General features: G+C 53.4%; 13 protein-coding genes. 6 read left to right on the top strand and 7 right to left on the bottom strand.

Annotated features, from left to right (window positions below; all coding sequences use genetic code 11):
• Positions 1–57 precede the first annotated feature (57 nt).
• The 4 genes from Pla22_RS03735 to Pla22_RS03720 are packed head-to-tail and all read right to left on the bottom strand — an operon-like array spanning position 58 to position 5,168.
• Positions 58–1,203 carry a hypothetical protein gene (locus Pla22_RS03735; protein WP_146513416.1) on the bottom strand — a complete coding sequence of 382 codons (1,146 nt, stop codon included), beginning with the start codon at positions 1,201–1,203 and terminating at the stop codon, positions 58–60.
• Entirely contained in the window at positions 1,193–3,673 is a 2,481-nt protein-coding gene (locus Pla22_RS03730) for an ABC transporter permease (RefSeq protein ID WP_146513415.1), read from the bottom strand. Before Pla22_RS03730 ends, Pla22_RS03735 begins: the two co-directional genes overlap by 11 nt.
• The gene (locus Pla22_RS03725; RefSeq protein ID WP_242631775.1) at positions 3,670–4,707 is read right to left on the bottom strand and encodes an ABC transporter ATP-binding protein; all 1,038 of its coding nucleotides are present in this window, start codon (positions 4,705–4,707) and stop codon (positions 3,670–3,672) included. Before Pla22_RS03725 ends, Pla22_RS03730 begins: the two co-directional genes overlap by 4 nt.
• Positions 4,708–4,748: 41 nt before the next feature.
• Positions 4,749–5,168 (bottom strand): GntR family transcriptional regulator, encoded by a 420-nt coding sequence (locus Pla22_RS03720; protein ID WP_165440502.1) that lies wholly within the window; start codon positions 5,166–5,168, stop codon positions 4,749–4,751.
• A 184-nt stretch (positions 5,169–5,352) separates the two neighbouring features.
• Here Pla22_RS03720 and truA point away from each other — a divergent pair, with 184 nt between their 5' ends.
• The 4 genes from truA (at position 5,353) to Pla22_RS03700 (ending at position 10,247) form a co-directional block, all read left to right on the top strand.
• A complete protein-coding gene (gene truA / locus Pla22_RS03715; RefSeq protein ID WP_146513413.1) occupies positions 5,353–6,195 on the top strand; it encodes a tRNA pseudouridine(38-40) synthase TruA in 843 nt (280 codons plus the stop codon).
• A gap of 116 nt (positions 6,196–6,311) precedes the next feature.
• Complete coding sequence (locus Pla22_RS03710; RefSeq protein WP_242631774.1) at positions 6,312–7,892, top strand: serine/threonine protein kinase; 1,581 nt, start codon at positions 6,312–6,314, stop codon at positions 7,890–7,892.
• A gap of 21 nt (positions 7,893–7,913) precedes the next feature.
• Positions 7,914–8,789, top strand: coding sequence for an FHA domain-containing protein (locus Pla22_RS03705; RefSeq protein WP_146513412.1), 876 nt, complete (start codon positions 7,914–7,916; stop codon positions 8,787–8,789).
• A gap of 105 nt (positions 8,790–8,894) precedes the next feature.
• Positions 8,895–10,247 carry a lipopolysaccharide biosynthesis protein gene (locus Pla22_RS03700; protein ID WP_146513411.1) on the top strand — a complete coding sequence of 451 codons (1,353 nt, stop codon included), beginning with the start codon at positions 8,895–8,897 and terminating at the stop codon, positions 10,245–10,247.
• A 2-nt stretch (positions 10,248–10,249) separates the two neighbouring features.
• Here the strand turns inward: Pla22_RS03700 and Pla22_RS03695 are convergent, their stop codons facing one another.
• Positions 10,250–11,446 carry a glycosyltransferase gene (locus Pla22_RS03695; RefSeq protein ID WP_146513410.1) on the bottom strand — a complete coding sequence of 399 codons (1,197 nt, stop codon included), beginning with the start codon at positions 11,444–11,446 and terminating at the stop codon, positions 10,250–10,252.
• A 119-nt stretch (positions 11,447–11,565) separates the two neighbouring features.
• Between Pla22_RS03695 and Pla22_RS03690 the strand changes: the two genes are divergently transcribed.
• A complete protein-coding gene (locus Pla22_RS03690) occupies positions 11,566–12,363 on the top strand; it encodes a polysaccharide deacetylase family protein (protein ID WP_146513409.1) in 798 nt (265 codons plus the stop codon).
• Positions 12,364–12,451: 88 nt separating this feature from the next.
• Here Pla22_RS03690 and Pla22_RS03685 read toward each other — a convergent pair whose 3' ends face one another.
• On the bottom strand, positions 12,452–13,672 hold the full coding sequence (locus tag Pla22_RS03685) for a glycosyltransferase family 4 protein (protein ID WP_146513408.1): 1,221 nt from the start codon (positions 13,670–13,672) through the stop codon (positions 12,452–12,454).
• Positions 13,673–13,762: 90 nt separating this feature from the next.
• On the opposite strand from Pla22_RS03685, the gene Pla22_RS03680 reads away from it, so the two are divergent.
• Positions 13,763–14,293: an NYN domain-containing protein gene (locus Pla22_RS03680; RefSeq protein ID WP_146513407.1), complete on the top strand. Its 531-nt coding sequence runs from the start codon at positions 13,763–13,765 to the stop codon at positions 14,291–14,293.
• Here Pla22_RS03680 and Pla22_RS03675 read toward each other — a convergent pair.
• A complete protein-coding gene (locus Pla22_RS03675; protein ID WP_315854134.1) occupies positions 14,262–17,882 on the bottom strand; it encodes a bifunctional proline dehydrogenase/L-glutamate gamma-semialdehyde dehydrogenase in 3,621 nt (1,206 codons plus the stop codon). The two genes, Pla22_RS03680 and Pla22_RS03675, sit on opposite strands and share 32 nt — an antisense overlap.
• Positions 17,883–17,901 lie beyond the last annotated feature (19 nt).

Genomic DNA, 17,901 nt, shown 5'->3' with positions numbered 1-17,901 from the left:
TCAATCGCAAGGCGCGGTTGAACACGGCACGATTTTATGACGACTTTCGCGGTCCGATTACAGGTCCTCGACCGTTGGTAATTTGTTGAGCCAAGTTTCGGTTTGACGATAGTGTTGCCGCAGGCTAATCGCTTTGGCGATGGTCTCTTGCTGTCGATCGGGTGTGAACATCCGTTCGTTTTCCCAGGCGTCAGGGTATCGCCACGCAATGTTGCTCCAGGGGTTTTCGTCCATCAGTGGAATGCTCAACCATCGATCTGCGGTGAAGAACCGCGTTGCTTGGCGTATTTGCGTATGGCCCGCTGCGTCGCGCGGATCACGATAGGTATCGTCGTTGAAGAAAACCGGCGTCCACTGATGCCGTTCAGACGGCGCGACGGGAAATGGGTATGGCTCACCCCAACTTAGGCTTGGAAGCGTATCCGAATAGGCACGCTGAGCATTCGCGATTTCGAACTCCGTTGCCCGTTGCCTTGCTTTCTGCCATTCCGAGCGAGGTTTCATCCAATTCGCCATCTCGGCCAGTTGTTCATCGTTCCACTGGTCAAACTGGAGCGAGTTCAGTACCAGATGATGAAATTTACTAACAGCAGAAAGGCGGATGTAGTATTCGAGCTCGGTAGCATCGTCGCCAGGCAGACGCGTGATCCACTTCCATTGCTCAAGCATGTGGAAGGCGAGTTCGGTGTTGCCTTTGTGGAAGGCGTCCCTGAATGCAAACGAGAATACCCTGCTAAGGTGGTAGAATTCACTGTCTTGAGGTACGTAGCCAAGAGCGTTGATGGAACTGCGGTCATCGATTGTGGTTCGCAATTGGATTACTCGTTCGATGATCGGCGCCGCGTCCTTGGTGTATTGCGTGATCAATGGAGCCAGCGCTGATTCTTCGCCGGGTGGCACGACGCTGTATTGTTCTCCCGCAACGGCAAGAAATAGTTCGTTGTATTCTCGGTTAAGTCCGCTTGCGGCATCTATCAAACGTTGGAACTCTGACTGGCTATTCGATTCGGTACGGTGCCTTAGTGGAATGAATGGAAGATCTTCCATTGACATTTCCAGTTCGGTCTCCATCATCCGAGTCATCTGAGTTTGCGTGCGGTTCCACACGAAGTCGGCGTACGCTGTGCAGACCAGCAACAACACGAACGGGGTAAAGACGACGACTTGAAAGGTTTTTCCCAATCGGATTTCTTTAGTTGGCATGATGGTCCTCCTTCAAGCTCTCGATTCTTTGTTCCCAGGCCATTCCCCAGTACCTTGCTATGTGATGGTTAAAGGATCCGATTATCTCGACCGTGGCACTCGTGCGTCCATGCTTGCCGTACACCCCATCTTCAAACGTCACGGCCGGATGAGAAAGAAGCTGATGAAGTTTTCGCCGAGCATCGTTTGGGGTGGTCTTGTCGGTTTTGGGGGTCTGCAATAGCAACAAGCTTGCGGCGACAATTGAATCCGCACGACGTCTTTGCGTCCAAGGTGTCAGGGCAGGGGGAGTGAACTCCAGGCCGCTGTCGTAGGGGAACGAATAGTAACGTGTATCCCTAGATTCCGATCGCCACCAAGAAGCCAAAACAGCGTTTCTTCTCATCGCGTTTCGCTGCGTGATCGTAGGCAGTTTCTTGAGAGTGGATTGAACTGCTTCTTCGTCAATTCGCTCGGTGATGTCGGAATCGCCGAGCACATCGGCCAGCCAAATTTCGAGCACGTCGGCCGAGTCTTGCACACGCCAAAGCGTCGATTGACGCATTGCAGCCGCCATGGTCGCCGCCGCATCTATCCACTGTTCGAATTGCATGTTGGCAGCATCGTCGTCTTCTGTTGAAGCTAAGAATCGCAGTCTCGCTAGTTCCAAAGCGTCGTAGAACCGATGCAGTGATTGGTTTGACTGCGGTTTGGCAGGACGGTTAGGCTCCTCGCGAACCTGACTAAGTCCTTCGATCCATGCAGTGGGCGAATGAGATCGAGTGCTGATTTCGTTGAGCTGCTGTGCCACCCATTCTTGATCAATTCCTTGAGACGAAATCGTGGGTTCGCTTGTCGTCGGTACGAGTCGGAGTTCGACATGATCTTGCCGCACATCAATGTCTCGGAGTTCCCTGATCATGGCAGTCCGAGTCGTGTGATCGAGTTTTGGAATGCTCTGGACGTAACGGATCGCAGGAACAAGCGGTAGCAAGAAGATCAGAACCGTTGTCGCTAGCCCCAACAAGAAACTAAGCGGACGATCGGTGCCGTTGGCAAAGCGTCGCGCCATGAACAGAGTTGCCAACGAGGGAAAGGATAGGCCAACTAATGAAGCCAATAACAAGGGCGCCATTGCCTGGGTGACGCAGTACAACAGCCAGCCAAGCAACATCGACGCCACAATCGGGCTGATCAGGTACGCCATCACCGGTTCTCGAAGCAATTGACTTGTCCATGCTCCCGCCGCGAACGAGATTCCGCCGATCAGGATCAACGTGAGCGGCGATATCAAAAGCAGGTCTGTCTTGAGCAGGTCTATGCGTTGGCTCAACCACAAGGAGCTGATGGCAAGGTAAATCAGAACGAACGATGCCAAGATGGACAGAATTGCAACATGGCGTGCGAGCCAGATGTGTCTTGGGTTGTAGCCACGTTCGGCCAAGAATCGTATGAAGTTGTGGGACCCATCACCTTGGAAAACAAGAACGCCACCCCATGTGGCTCCGACCACGATGAACATTGGAGAAGCGAATAACAGCACTGGTTGCAGCACCGAATAGTGCCCAACGTAGTTCTCTAGGATTGGCATGATGACGCCCACTGTCATCAGCAACGATGACAACGCAAGTTGCCATTTGCTTGAAACGAGTGTCTGCCAAATCAACGCAATCCATGCTGAATCAAAAACGCGAGTTCGAGGCGAATCGATTGCTAAGTCGACCAAGGCCATCGCCGGATCAAATGGATTGGGCCCGGTCAGTTCGGCGATGGTCGGAGCACGCCTTGGTAGCAGGGATCGCAGCGCAGCCCTTCGCGTCAACCACGCCAGGATAGGTATCATCAGCAGGTAGGTCGCAAAGATGCTGTAGAAAACCTGAGAGTTTGAAAGCCATCGCGAATCACGTGCGTTGTTTAGCATGTGAAAGCCGAAGTTTGCCGCAAGCGGGACTAACACGATTGCTGCCATCAATGCGATGGTGCTAACCGCGGCCCGTAATTTCCAAGACGCATAGAATCCAGCGAGTAACACCACCACACTTTGCACAATCCAAAAAGGAAAGCTCAAAGGAATTAGGTGAGCGTCGTTGACGGACACTGAGGGTGAAATCGAAGTGAAACTGATCGCGGTAACATTCCCTATCAACAAGGCAATTCCCCAAGCACCGATGAGCCAGCCAAACGCAACGAGTAGCTTCAGGCCGATCAGTTGTTGGGGAGGTAATGGGAGGGTTTGAAGCCAGGTGATGGTGCCTTGTTCGCGTTCTTGCCCGACTAGCACGAGACCTAGTCCCGTGGCCAAAAACGTTGGGAACAACAGCAGCAAGTATGCACCCTGATGGTTCGACGGGCCCCAACCTAGTTTTTGAACCGGCATCAAGGCGGTAGCCACTGCGATCAAAATCACGATCGCAATCAGCGAATAAAACAGCGGTAGTACGAGCCGGTTTTCTTTCCAAATCAGCCATCGTAGGGTGGCTTGCGAGTTCATGAGACCACCTCGTGCGTACGTTTGCTGGTCAAAGGAGCATTCGGATCGTCAGGTTGGTTTGGATCGTGGCCGTCGTCGTCATTGGGAGGTGCCGGCGGTTTCCCCAGGTCACCCGCGGACGATGTGTACGCCACAAAGGTTTCTTCCAGCGTTGCGGTGCGCTGATGGACTTGGGTGACTCCATCCCGCGATCGAAGGTGGCTGATCATTGCGGAGTCGACGTTTCGAACGAGCCATTGCCGACTTCGACCACGAGTTTCTTCAGACAACGTGACCGCGGGGGAGGGCAGGGCGGGTAACGCACGGAGCGGGTCATCGACTTCGACGATAATATGAAACACGCTTTGCCGGATGTCTTCCAATGTTCCGTCAAGCACGATCTTGCCGTGATGCAGAATCGCAACGCGATCCGCTACACGCTCGACTTCTGAGATTTGGTGACTCGATAAGAAAACCGTTTGGCCAGTGGCAGCACGGTCGATCATGCTTTCGAGAAAGCTTTTGCGCACCTTGGGGTCCAGTCCCGATGTCGGTTCATCGAGAATCAGCAATGAAGGATCATGCGCAAGCGCCAGTGACAGCGCTACTTTTGCACGTTGGCCCTTGCTGAGGTGTTTGATCTTTTGATGAGCGTCAATCGCATAGTCGGCGATGGAGCTTCGAAAGCGAGGCAAGAAGTCTTGGTCATAAAGGGATGCTGCGAAACCGCCGATTTGGTCGACTGTCATCCAAGGGTAGAGCGAGGGCGCATCCGAGACGTAGCCGATTTGTCGCCTCACGGCATCGGGCTTCTCGGCCGGATGGAGTCCGCAAACGGTCACGCTTCCCGAGGTTGGCATCTGAAAACCGGTTAGGATCCGAATCAAAGTTGTTTTCCCCGCTCCATTTTCTCCCAGAAGCGCAAAGACGGTCCCTTGCTCAATGGTCAGGTTGACGCCTTGCAATGCGCTAGTTCTGCGGAAGTGCATGTGTACGTCGTTGACCTTGATCACCGAATCATTGATCGCCGATTTGTTGGGCTCAGAAGGCGGCATGGGGGCTCTCATTGGGTTAGGGGCAAGAGAAGAAGAGTGCTTCAATCGCCGGTAGCAGATGTTCGTTCAACGGCGGGTTGAATCTTGGCAAGCTTTGCCAAGTGTTTGTCGATGAGTTGTTGGATCTTGGATTGGTCCAAGCCCGCATTCCATGCTTCAGTGATCACTTCACCGATACGTTGGCCTAGCTCGGAATCGCGATCCCGGCGGCAAATCGCAACGGCACCGCGGCTGACCACCATGCCGCGTCCTCGCAGCGGTTCGATCACGCCATCGCTTTGCAGCATCGAGAATGCTTTAACAACAGTATTGGGGTTGATGGTCAACTGCCCGCTCATCGCCCGTGCGCTGGGCACAAGTTGGCCCGGGGTTAGGGTTCCAGCGGCGATGGCAAACTTCATCTGACGAGCGATCTGAGCATAGATCGGCACATCGCTGTGAACATTGATGGACAAGAACATGGTCGCGCTCGAAAGAGAGGACTTTGTTTGGTGTGTTAGTTATGTGATACACCAGGTAGGTCGGGCGTGTCAAGCTTTTTTCGACCGGCATCACATTTCTTGCGATGCTAGTCGGCTGCGGCACGTTGCAATTGGTGGCTAAGATGTCAGGCTGTGATTTCGAACCACCCAATATTGCTCAGCCATGCCGCGTTTTTTTCAGTTGACCATCGCTTACGACGGAACAGATTTCGTTGGTTGGCAGGTGCAACCTTCTGGGCGAAGTATTCAAGCGTTACTTGAAAAGGCGGTTCGCAAGGTGACCGGCGAGAGCATTCGCGTGATTGGAAGTGGACGAACGGATGCAGGTGTTCACGCGATCGCGCAAGTGGCAAGCGTAGAGTTCGCTGATTGGAAGCACTCGGCGAACGACTTGATGCGAGGAATGAACCGGCATCTCCCCGATAGCATCCTGGTTCACAACGTGGTTGAGATGCTAGGTCCTTTTCATGCGATACGCGATGCAGTGGGGAAACGCTATCGATATCAATTGCAAGTCGGTGGATTGCGAAATCCTTTCCAACATCGCTACGTGTGGCACATGCAATATGAACTCAGCATCGAAGCCATGCGAGCGGCTGCTGAACTTGTCGTCGGTAAGCAAGACTTTGCATGTTTCCAAACTACGGGTGCCGATCGAAAGAGCACGGTTCGCGACGTTCGTGCTTGCGACGTGATCATTCGAACTGACACCGAGGTTTCGAACCCCGAGCTTGCCAGCGGTGGTTTCGCGAGCGGTGGTTTCGTCGATGGGCGTGGTCGATCGCAACTTCGCATCGACATCGAAGTCGAAGCCGATGGCTTTCTTTACAATATGGTGCGCAGCATCGTTGGAACGCTGGTGCAGGTCGGACGCGGTCGTCGATCACCGGATTGGGTGACGCAATTGATCACGAATCAAGATCGCACCAAGGCGGGTGAAACCGCTCCGCCACAAGGCTTGTTTTTGCTACGAGTCGATTATGAAGCGAGCTTGCCGAAATCCTAATCGAATCTTCATCTTTAGATTCGGTTTTGCACGCTTATGCTATGCGCAGATTGAAATGAACGCCAATGACTTGGTGGGATGCCGATGTTTAGAATACGGCGCCGTTCGCGAGCCGTTTGTTTTCTAACTCTCACAAGCGTGATATTCCTAAGGCCAAGATGATTAGCTCGGAAGCGATCAAGCCGGTACTCGACGATGCGACTCGCGGTTTCGTGAAACGTTCGCTCGCTGCTGGATTGGTGGAACTAGATGACCTTAAGAAGGTCGTGGTTTCGTTGATGGCTGATAGTCCGCATTTTACACCCGAGCGTTTGGCGAATGGGTTGATGAATGCGGGAATCTTAACGAAGTGGCAAGCGGGCAAGTTGCTGGTGGGACGAAGCAAAGGATTCTACCTGGGCAGTTACCGGTTGCTTCGTCCGATTGGCAAAGGTGGAATGGGGATGGTGTACCTCGGCGAACATCAAGTGATGAAGCGTCAAATGGCACTAAAGATTTTGCCACCCGAAGCCACGGACAACGCTCGGCGTCTCGATCGGTTCAAAGAAGAAGCTCGAGCCTGTGCCCAGTTGGACCATCCCAACATTGTGCGAGCCTACGACTTTGCGCAAGCCGGCGGTCGTCACTACATCGTCATGGAGTATATCGACGGGATTGACTTGCAACATCTTGTCCAACGCGATGGAGTGATGTCGACAGCAGAAGCGTTGGACGTACTCAATCAAGCTTGTGAAGGACTCGCTCATGCACACGAACGAGGCATCATTCACCGCGACATCAAGCCAGCTAATTTGTTGCTTCGAACGGACGGGGTTTTAAAGGTCAGCGACTTGGGGTTGGCTCGAATCGGACTGTCGGAGTTGGGCCACCAAGATAACCATCGATTGATGGGCACGGCGGACTTTGTGGCTCCCGAACAAGCGATCAATAGCCAAAACATCGATGCTCGAGCGGACATCTACTCGCTCGGCTGCACCTTGTTCTACTTGTTAACGGGCCGACCACCATTTGTTGCGGATTCGGTGCGGCAAAGATTAGCAAAGCATCAGACGGCTGAAGTGCCGGATCTGCGAGTCTATCGCGACGATTGTCCCGCTGGTTTGGCGGACCTGTTCAATCGAATGATGGCGAAGCGTCCAAGCGATCGACCCAAATCGGCTACGGAGTTGTTGGTGCAGTTGCGTCGAATGGGTGCTGGCACAAATGAAAAGCCGGCGATGTCGATTTGGCACGTTCAACCGGCGAGCGATACTTCAATCGACGAGCGGATCTATCAGGCAACCCTCGAAGATTCATCGCTTTCGGCGGATGGCGAAATTAATTTGGGGCAGGGGATCGAAGAGTTCGATTTTGGTGATCTGCCAGCGTTGCCGGTCGCATCCACTAGCGGCTCCGGTGTGCTGGGGATCTCGGGATCCGGAGGTAATCGTTCAACCGATGCCATCGCCACATTCAAGTCCGCGCCGGTCCAAGCAAGTTCAGGTGCCAAAGGGTCAGTGATGACAACCTCTGGACGGGCGAGCGATTCAAATCAGTTGGTCCTGCTTGGAGTAGGACTCGCTTTTGCTGTGTTAGCGTTGGTGGCTGTCATCGGCATAGGAATTCATTCTTTCACTCAACCATTGCCACTACGGCAGCCCAAGATCAAGGCGACCGAAGATGGCAAAAGCGTTGTTGTGATCAACCAATCCTCATGATTGATCTACGAAGATCAAGGAATGCTTCGCTTGCTCCGTTTAACGACTCCCTGCATGATCGCAGCTAAGTTGATCTTGGCTACGGGAAGCCGCGCTGGGACGGAAGCGCCCTTGATGGTCGGCTACTACATGATCGGTCGGGACCGCGAGTGCCAGATTCGGCCCAAGAGTCGGTCCGTTAGTCGTCGCCATTGCATCGTGCACCACTCAGGCCAATCCGTGCGATTACTCGACCTGGAAAGCACAAGCGGAACGCAAGTCAATGGCGAACGAATCCTGCCGAAGACGTGGGTCGACATCGATGATGGCGACTTGCTGAAGTTCGGTAAGATTTGTTTCAAGCTCCAGGTGAGTGAACTGGATGCTGTCGAAGATGAACCATCGACCAGTGAAACAATGTTGAGCGGCGATGCCTGGAAGACTTTCGACGTCGCGAATTTCTTGGCATCCGCCGACGAAGAAGATCAGGAACAGCGATATCGAGAGATCCGTAGCAAGAACTCTGGTTCGGATTCAGAGGACAGTCTTGCGGAGACGGTGGTCTCGAACGGCGTCGAGGATTTGCCCCAGGCATCGCGGCAAGTTGAGATTGGCGAACCCGATCCAAACCGGGTGAACCAGGCTGCGGCTGCCAAACCGAAGAATGCACCGAAGCGGGAAACGTCTTCGCCACGTGACGTGGGGAAGCGTAGCCGTCAGAGAACTTGGTCGGTCGGCTTGCCAAATCTACGGCTTTGGTCGGGGCCAAGCCAATGGTTCGCCGCGGGCACCGACGGGGACCGTGGCAGATTGCTGGTTGCCGTCATTCTGACGCTTGCGTTGTTAGGTGTCGGTAGCTGGCAGGTCTACCGATTCACGTCCGGTCCCGAGGTCCGTGTACTCAAAGAGATCGACTGATGGTCGTGGCTGCCGCGATTGGACGGGTTGAAATTGTCTTTTCGACCAACTTCCGATCTAGCAAGGTTTAAGGATGCCGGGGCGGCGGATTATACTCGCCGGGGTATGACGCCTACCTCATCCACGACCGATTCCGTTTCAGCCGCCGTTTTGGAAGCGGCTGAGGCCGTGCCGTTGGATGATTCTGTTATCCCGGAGAAGCCAAAGTCGACCAAGGGGCAGTTTCTTTGGACGGTTGGATTCGCATTTGCCATGGTCGCAGTGCAACTCGGCCAGGGCATCCTGCTGGTGCGTTTGCTGGGACCAGAAGGGCGAGGCGAGTATGCGACGGCCGTATTGTACGTACAGATGCTCTTGTACGTTGGCTTGATGGGTGGCTTAGAAGTGATCTGTCGCTACGCTGCAGCGGAGGAAACGAAGAGCCATTCAGAGTCGCAGAATCGACTTCGACGCAGCGCCCTTTGGTTGGGAATAACCACGGGGATCGTCACCACAACCATCGTCATCGTCCTGAACTTGGTCGCGTTGCCTGAATCGAAACAAGGACTCTGGCCCATCGCAATGATCTGTTCGCTCAGCCTGATTGGTCAGCACGTGATGCTGATCATGACAGCCGTAGATCGTGGCAGTGGTGAGTTCTCGAAATATAACACTAGACGATTCATTGCCGCCGCTGCTTTTCCGTTGTTATTGTTGATCGCTGCTTTAGTCACCGATGTGGGCGTGATGACGGCGGGCATCTTGATGGTGGTCGCATCGCTCATTTCAATGGGCACGTGCATCATCGGAGTTCCCCATCCGATTCGTGGTCAACGTGAATTGCGGACCAAGAAGTTATTGTTGGAAAGCAGGCCCTACGGGTTGTCGATGTTGGTAACGGACCTGTTTGAACGACTGGATTTGCTGCTTGTGATGTGGTTGGCGCCATTCATTGAGCAGGGTTTTTACGCTTCCATGGTTCCCGCGGTTTACCCCTTAACGGTCATTCCCAATACTTTGGGCTTGTTTTTATTCAATGCGGGAGCAAACACGGACCGGCAGCTCAAGACAAGCGACGTCCATCGAATTCTAGGGACTTCGATCGCGATCCAAGCGGTGACCACGATCATGTTCATGCTGGTGATTGGCCCGCTTGTGCTAATCCTGTACGGCCAAGACTTTCAACCCGCGATCATTTTTGCGTTATGGTTGGCACCGGTCTCTGCGATCAAAGGCGTACTGCAAGGACTCGATAGCTATTTGAAAGGCCGTGGTCGTCCACTTGCGCCCATCAAGGCTCGAGGGTTTGCGATGTTGGTGATGATGGCGACAACGTGGTTGTTGTTTCCCAGCATGGGAACGCTCTCGATCGCTGCGGCGGCCTTGTCCGGACAAGTGGTTTGCTTGATTTGGCTATCTGCCATCGTCTATGCCGATGTGTATCAGCAATCGCAGAACAGTCAGGTTGAAGGCGTCTAAGTTCAGACGCTAGCGACGGTCGGGCCAAAAGTGGACGAACTCGATTCGATACCTCGGACTCGTTGATAGATTTCTAACAAGCCCGCGAGACTACGTTCTTCGGTGTACTTGTCTTCGTAGCTTTGTCGAGCGTTCATTCGTAGTTCATCGGGATTGCTGGTTTTGATTTGATCAATCGCCGCTGCTAGCGAATCAGGATTGCCAGGCTGGAAGGTGAAGCCATTCTCACCGGGACGAATGAGTTCAGCCAACGCTCCTAGGTTGGATGCCAGAACCGGTGTCCCGACTGCAAACGATTCGGCTGCGACTAGACCGAACGTTTCATAACACACCGATGGAACGATCGTAGCGGTGGCGGCGCTCATGAGTCGCTGAACTTCCGCTGAACTCTGCCGGCCTACGAATTCGATGTTCGCGTTGTTATCACATGCATGGCGGACGTCGGTTTCGAGTGGTCCTTCACCTGCAATGATGAGTCTTTCTTGGATGCGATGCTTTTGCCAAGTTTCAAGCAGGCTGTTCACTCCTTTTTCTTCAGACAGTCGTCCAACGTAAAGGAAGAAATTGCCGTCACCTGATCCTGTTTGAGGATTGCCCGGCACGAAGTTGCTTTTGGTAACGATCCTGTCGCGCGGCAGTCCTCCTTGAACAAACTTTTCTTTGGCAAAATTGCTCGGCGCGACAAAGCAAGCAATATGATCCCAAGTGCCAATCATCTGGTGAACAGTCAGCATCGTCGTCACCGCGCTAGTCGCGGTTCGGCTATTGCGATAGCACTTATGGATCACGGCTGGCGTCTTTACTGATCGCGACACACAGAGTTCGCACGGCTTCGAATCACGAAGCAAAAGCATTCCTGGGCAAATCAAGCGATAGTTGTGCAGCGTCCAGACGATAGGAACAGAATGCTTTGCCGCCACCGAAAAGACCGATGGTGAAATCAGCGGAACGATATTGTGGAAGTGAGCGACGTCAGGACGGTGCGTTTGAACAAGTTTTGTTAGATCGCGAGCACTCGAACGGTTCCAGATCGTTTTGGAAGCAAGCGTTAGTCCATTGAGCCCGTCCACTTCGTCATTGTGCGGATTGAAACGGATAACTTCATGACCAGCCTTTTCAAGCTGTGCCGTTTCCGATTCAAAGACTCGTTGCTCCCCACCCGCAATCTTGTGGGAATTGTGTGCGATCAAGATTCGCATTGCTCAATTCTCAGGGGGTGGTGAGTATATTTTGTAGATCATCGCTGGTTCCGAGACTTTTGTTTGAAAAGTCGATTGGTAATTTAGGTTGGTCCGGCGAATCAGAGAAGGCTCGAACGATGAGAATTGGGAAGACTATATTACAGGAAAAGATCCGTTGGTTTCACGAAAGGTTTGTTTCCGGAAAACTTCCTTCCAAACTAGGGATCTATTTCCATGAGCTTCACGAAAATCAATTCGATTCCATTCGGCAGTTCATCGAGTATTTCCGCAAAGAAGGCTACCGGTTCACCGGAGACCCGTTGGAATTTGTAGAGTCTGAAGGGGAGTTGATCGTATTTTTGAGTCTCGACGACAACTTCCAGAGCACTTTCGATTTGCTGGAATTGGCGGATGAGCTGGACGTGAAGTTCGCCGTCTATCTAAACACTCTTTACTTTCGAGACCGAGATGATCATCAAGTTCGATCTCAATACAGGTCGAATTTGCGCAACGATGTTGACTGTGAATTATTAGGGCAGTCGGAAGTTCGCGAAATCGCCAAAAGAGGGCACTCGATTGGGGCTCATTCTCACTCGCATCTTCAGCTTTCAGCGTTACCACAAGCTGAAGCCGAATTGGAAATCCGGCGCTGTAAAGAGGAATTGGAATTGCTAGTGGATGGTCCCGTCCAACATTTTTCGTATCCCTTTGGGATGCGACGTCACTTCAATGAATCGTTGCGCGAATACTGTCGCAACATCGGTTTCGCGACCGTCGCCAACGCAATTCCCGGAATGCAACACTGCCAACAGCAACGCTATGCCATCCAGCGTACGGGATGGATGCTTGACGAATCGCTTGAGCGGAATCTTGCGAATCTCTGCATTGACGGGCGGATCTACGAGCGTCTGACAGGGCGAAGCGCCGTGATTTAGCTTCAACGGTTGACGGCGAAGATTCGCATTTCGTTGCTAGGGACGAAGCAGGTTCCTATCTCAACGCCTTATGTGATTCTGCACGATTTCAATCTGCGACAACTTCGATTGCCGACATCAGTTGATCGGCTGCGGTTTTGGGAGTGCGGTTGACGACGGTATCGCGAGCACGTTGTCGGAGCGAATATCGCTGCTGAAGATTCAGGTTGAACCAACCGTCGAGCATATGGTCAAGAGATTGTGGGTTCAGAGGATCAAAGGACCAACCATTCGTGCCGTCGACGATGAGGGTTTCGATAGCCTGGGCGTAGATGCTGCCCATGACTCCCATGCCCGAGAACAGAGCTTCGTCGACAACAAGGCCCCATTCGTCCGCGAGCGTTGGAAAGAATAGGACCTCGTTGGATTGATATTGGTCGCGCAGGCCGCCTTGGTCCAGGTGCCCGGTCATTTTGATCGACAGGTTGGGCGGTAGCTCCGATTGCCTGAAAATTTGTTCGAGCGGACCCGATCCCGCGATCGTCCAGATGAGGTGGCGGGTCGGGTTTCGTTTCGCCCAAACCTTTAGTCGTTCCAGCGCCGAGACCATTCCCTTTCGTTCGACGAGCTGACCGACGGACAAAAGACGTAAAGTATCGATGGCTGATAGAGAATCGTCGATGTCGCCACGATATGGCTTGTTAGGATCGCAGGCATAATCGAAAGGATGTAGTTTTTTCGCTGGCACGTCTAGCTTTTCTAAGAAGCGTTTGCAGCTTGGCCCGTGATACGTGACAAGATCACTGCGACGAAGCAGCGAGCGACGAAACCGGGTTCGCAAGCCGCCATCTACTTCGTCCAAATGTTCGGACGTGCTGATAGCCAAGATGTGCTTCGCCTTACTGCGCCGGCAATATCGCGAAGCTAGCAAGGATCGCATGCCAAGTTCGGCCGAAACGACAACGTCCGGTTTAAGCTTGCGAAGTTGCGACCGGGTATCCAATGGAAGGTGGACATAGTTCACGTCGGTGTAGCCGGTGGAGTGCTTGATCGTTCGCGTTATTGTCCACGTACGTTGCCTGCGCACATCCAAATCAGATTGTTCGGGCTTCCAATCCCGATTGCCTTCCATGTCAACGGAAACCAAGATGGTGATCTGCTTTACCAGTCGAGCGAGCTCTTCCCAAATCGCCACCTGATCAGGCGCAAAAAAGTTGACTAGGTAAACCAAGTGCAGAGGTGCGACGTCGCGGTGTTTGGGATCAGAAGTCAATGTCGAACGTTGGCTGAATAAGTACGCTGGGGAAATCAAACAAGCGTCCAGTATCATCAAATGCTGCCAGAAACCAACTCCGCTTTGGTTTCCGGCGTTCGGAATTGGACACTTTGGTTTGTCGCCAGCAGGCCTTATGCTGGGCGTATGTCCCTTTTGCTTCTGATTGACGGCTACAACGTGCTAGCCCCTTCGGCACCTCCTCGTTCGCCTGATCCGATGTGGTTGCATCGCGAACGTGCGCAACTGCTTGAACGGCTGGCAACGCATCTACCTGGTTCAGTTCGCCAAAGGACGCAGGTAGTGTTTGATGCGGCGAACCCGCCGCGAGATCGTCCGGACCGTTTCGTCTACCAAGACATCGATGTCCAATTCGCCGTCAATTATCCCGAAGCGGATGACTTGCTTGAAGAGATCATTCGAGGTCATTCTTCGCCCAAACAATTGGCGGTTGTATCATCTGATCATCGGGTTCAAACCGCGGCTTCACGCCGAAGCGCCGAGGCGTTTGACTCGCAGTCGTGGTTGGACAGTTTGCTCGATGGAAACTTACGTCTGAGTCCACGAGCCAATGTTATTGATCGCGACGCGGGGGAGGGCAGGGGAGACCATGGCGATGACGACCTAAAACTTAAGGCCGAGGACGTTAACGACTGGATGGATGAGTTTGGTTTCTAGTCCCTCGAGTCTCTTGGCTGCGACGTCCCAGGTTTCCGTAGCGGTGGTAGTCATGCGATATCGATTGTTCGTTCAGGTAACGTAGGCACTCGATTCTTCCGTCATCGACGACCGGTGAGTCAACGACCGTAACAAATTGCTCGGCCGCGGTTGTGCAGGACCGAAGATTGATTTCCGGTGTGCCGATGAATCTCAATCGCTCTACTTCACCGTGTTGTATGCGAGACGACAAGTCCGCGTCGCTTTCCACCACCGGATGCAACCAACGCGGTAGAGCATCAGCGAGTTCTTCAAAGTGTTGTTGAATGGTTTCGCTAATCGTCGGATCGATTGAGATCGTCACCGGTGATAGCACTGCGATCGCGCAGCTAAGTGCGGTCAGTGCGTCCTCCCATTGATCATTCGATTCGATGCGTATGGTCAGGGAGGTCAGTGGCTTGTATCGACGAATATTGTCTTGGCCAAGCAGACGCTGGTGATCATGTGAAGTCGAGAATTCATCCTCCCATGCGATCCGTGCAGATTGACTTACCAACATCATCCGTTGGCAACTGGCTTCGGGCATTCCGGATTGGTCGACCCAATTATCAATCTCATCGAGCACTGGATGGGAGGGAGACCGGTCACCACCGGGAATGTGAGACTTGTTCTCGATTTTGGCTAGCGTGAGCACGTAGTGTGGGCCGCCGGCTTTGATGCCCGGCCCATAGGCGCTTAGTCCTACACCACCGAAGGGTTGCCGAAGCACGATGGCTCCGGTGGTCGGGCGATTGATGTAGAGGTTTCCCGCGGTAGTTGATTCCTTCCATATTTGAATCTCACGTTCATCGAGGCTCTCAAGACCGCTCGTCAATCCGTAACCGGTACGTTTCACAATCGCTATCGCTTCTTCCAATCTCGAATACGACATCACGCTTAGCACCGGACCGAACATCTCGTTCATGTGCGAAAAGCTTCCTGGCTTAACGTTCCACTTGACTCCGGGGCGGTACAGATTTGGATTTCCGACGATGTGCTCGGGCACGACCAACCATGATTCGTCGTCTTCGAGTGTCTTAAGCCCTCGCGTGAGCGTCTTGCCGGGAGGGCTGATCAATGGCCCCACCTTTGTGGACAAATCCCAAGCGGATCCAACGATAAGACTTTCCACTGCGTCGGCCAGCGTTTCGCGAAATGACTCGTCTTCAAAGACTTCCTTTTCCAACAACAGAATCGACGTCGCACTGCACTTTTGACCGGCATGCCCAAATGCCGAGTGAATAACATGTTTGATTGCCAGTTCACGGTCGGCCATCGCGGTCACGATCGTTGCATTCTTCCCACCCGTCTCGGCCAATAAGTTCAAGTCGGGGCGGACTGCTAACATTCGTTTGGCCGTCGACGTAGCTCCCGTCAGGATAACGGAGTCAACGTTCCGGTTGGCAACCAAGCCTGCTTCGGCAACAGTTTCATCGCACGGCACAAGGTGCAAAGCTTCTCGCGGTACACCAGAGTCCCAAAATGCTTCACATAACATGGAAGCGACGAGCACACTTTGCGAAGCAGGTTTCAGCAGCACACGATTGCCCATTGATAACGCAGCAGCGACTCCACCGCAGGGAATAGCCAATGGGAAGTTCCAAGGCGTGATTACAGCGACCACCCCGCGCGGCGAAACTGCGGCTCGCTTGGACCAGTGTCGCGCGGTCAAAGGATAAAACTCGCAAAAGTCGATTGCTTCACTCACTTCGGGATCCGCTTCGGCAACGGTCTTGCCACCCTCGGCAACCATCGCACCAATCAGTTCGCCTCGCCGCAGTCGGAGCCATTGAGCAGCACGTCGCAACGTTAAGTGAATTTCGTCGGGCGACTTCGTATGCCATCCCGATGGATCACGATTTGCTATGTCCGCCGACGCGTTGACTTGATCAATGGTTAACCGTGGGTAACGGCATACCACGACGTCAGGGCGAGACGGATCAAGCGATTGGCCAAGATTCTGTGCTGTGGGAACGATGAGTTCGTCGTTGATTGTTAGTGATACTTCAGTGGCCTCGTCGTTGCAGCGACGTTGCCAGTGGTTCAGCGTTTCAGCGATCCAAGCCGAATTGTCGGGGACTGCCCAATCAGTATCAGGTTCATTCACTAGGGTTTGCCAAGTGTCAGCCGCTGGCGGCTGAATCGGTGTCTCGCGGCGACGCACGTCCCGACGTGGGCAGTTTTCAATGGCACCAACCATCTTCGCGCTGGTACGAAAGTCATCAGCCAATCGAGTGAACTCTTCGCTGTCGGTACGCAGCCGGAAGGCATGACGCAAGAAGTTTTGCTCTCCCGTGTTCTCGTCCAACCTTCGGATCAGGTAACCGATGGCGTTTAGGAACTCCTCGCGACGACATGCCGGCGCGTACAACAGCAAGTGCTCAAAACGTTCCGAGATCGCTCGGCGTTGATGATTAGCCATGCCCTCAAGCATTTCGATTTGAATGGCGTCTTTGATGCCGCGTTGGGCAGTCCAGACCAAGCCAAGGGCCACATCGAACAAGTTGTGGGACGCTAAACCGACTCGCACCGTGCCTTGCTGAGCAGCTTCGAAAAGCCGTTGCAGCATCTTCTTGTAGTTTGCATCGGTTTCGAGCTTCGTTGCAAACGGGGCATGGCAGTGGCCTGCAATGGAAGCCTCAGCACGTTCCATTTCCAAGTTGGCACCTTTCACCAATCGAATCGTGATGGGCAGGGCGCCTCGTTTCACACGGTCGCTCGACCAAGCAATGAGCGTTTCAAGAACCAGTAGCGAATCTGGAATGTACGCTTGCAGAGCGATTCCCGCTCGTGTGGTTTCAAGTCCTTCGCGATCAAGCGTTTCCATCATGACCTGGGCGGTCAGGTACAGGTCGCGGTACTCTTCCATGTCGAGGTAGACGAACTTGCTTTGATCGCTATCTGGAATCTTTTCATGGTTGGCAATGCGGTAGAGTTGCTCGAGCTTATCGGCCACCGTTCGAACGGTGTGCTCGCGAGCAATGCTTGAGATCTGGGAATTTATCGTGGATATCTTGATCGACACACATCGAACTTCGGGAAGCCTTAATGCTTCGACGTAGCGTTTCATCCGTCGCCGAGCTTCGCGTTCACCTAGAATCGCTTCGCCGAGCAGGTTGATATTCATGCCGACGCCTTGGTCCATTCGAGCCTTTAGGTATGGTCGCAAATGTTCAGGTTCGGCCGGCAGGATCACGTTGGACGTTTCTCGCCGCATCTTTTCCTTCACCAAAGGCACCGCGACGCCTGGAAGGTATTCACCGAATGAGCGAAAGCCTTGCAGCATCGCCTTTTCGAGGGGACTGAAGAAACGAGGGATGCCTTGGATGTCGAGCAAGTGCGTGAGCTGGTCAGCGACTCTGGCTTCGCAATGGGTGCGAAAGGCTTGGTCGGTGATCTCGATCATCGTGGCCTTGTCGGCAGGATGTTGGATCATTCGATCGAGTTCGGCCTGCTGACGGCACTCCTGGGGCGTTTGCAACTCCACGGCGCGGCGTAGCAATTGCCCGGCCAACTGGATCGCGTTTTCAATGTCGTCTGCGAGAATCATGGGATTTGAGATGGCGGACAAGGGAACATCCTTGGCGATT

This window comes from Rubripirellula amarantea, assembly GCF_007859865.1.
Taxonomy (GTDB): Bacteria; Planctomycetota; Planctomycetia; order Pirellulales; family Pirellulaceae; genus Rubripirellula; species Rubripirellula amarantea.
Note: the sequence above shows the minus strand (reverse complement) of the source record. Positions and strands in the feature narration are given on the sequence as shown.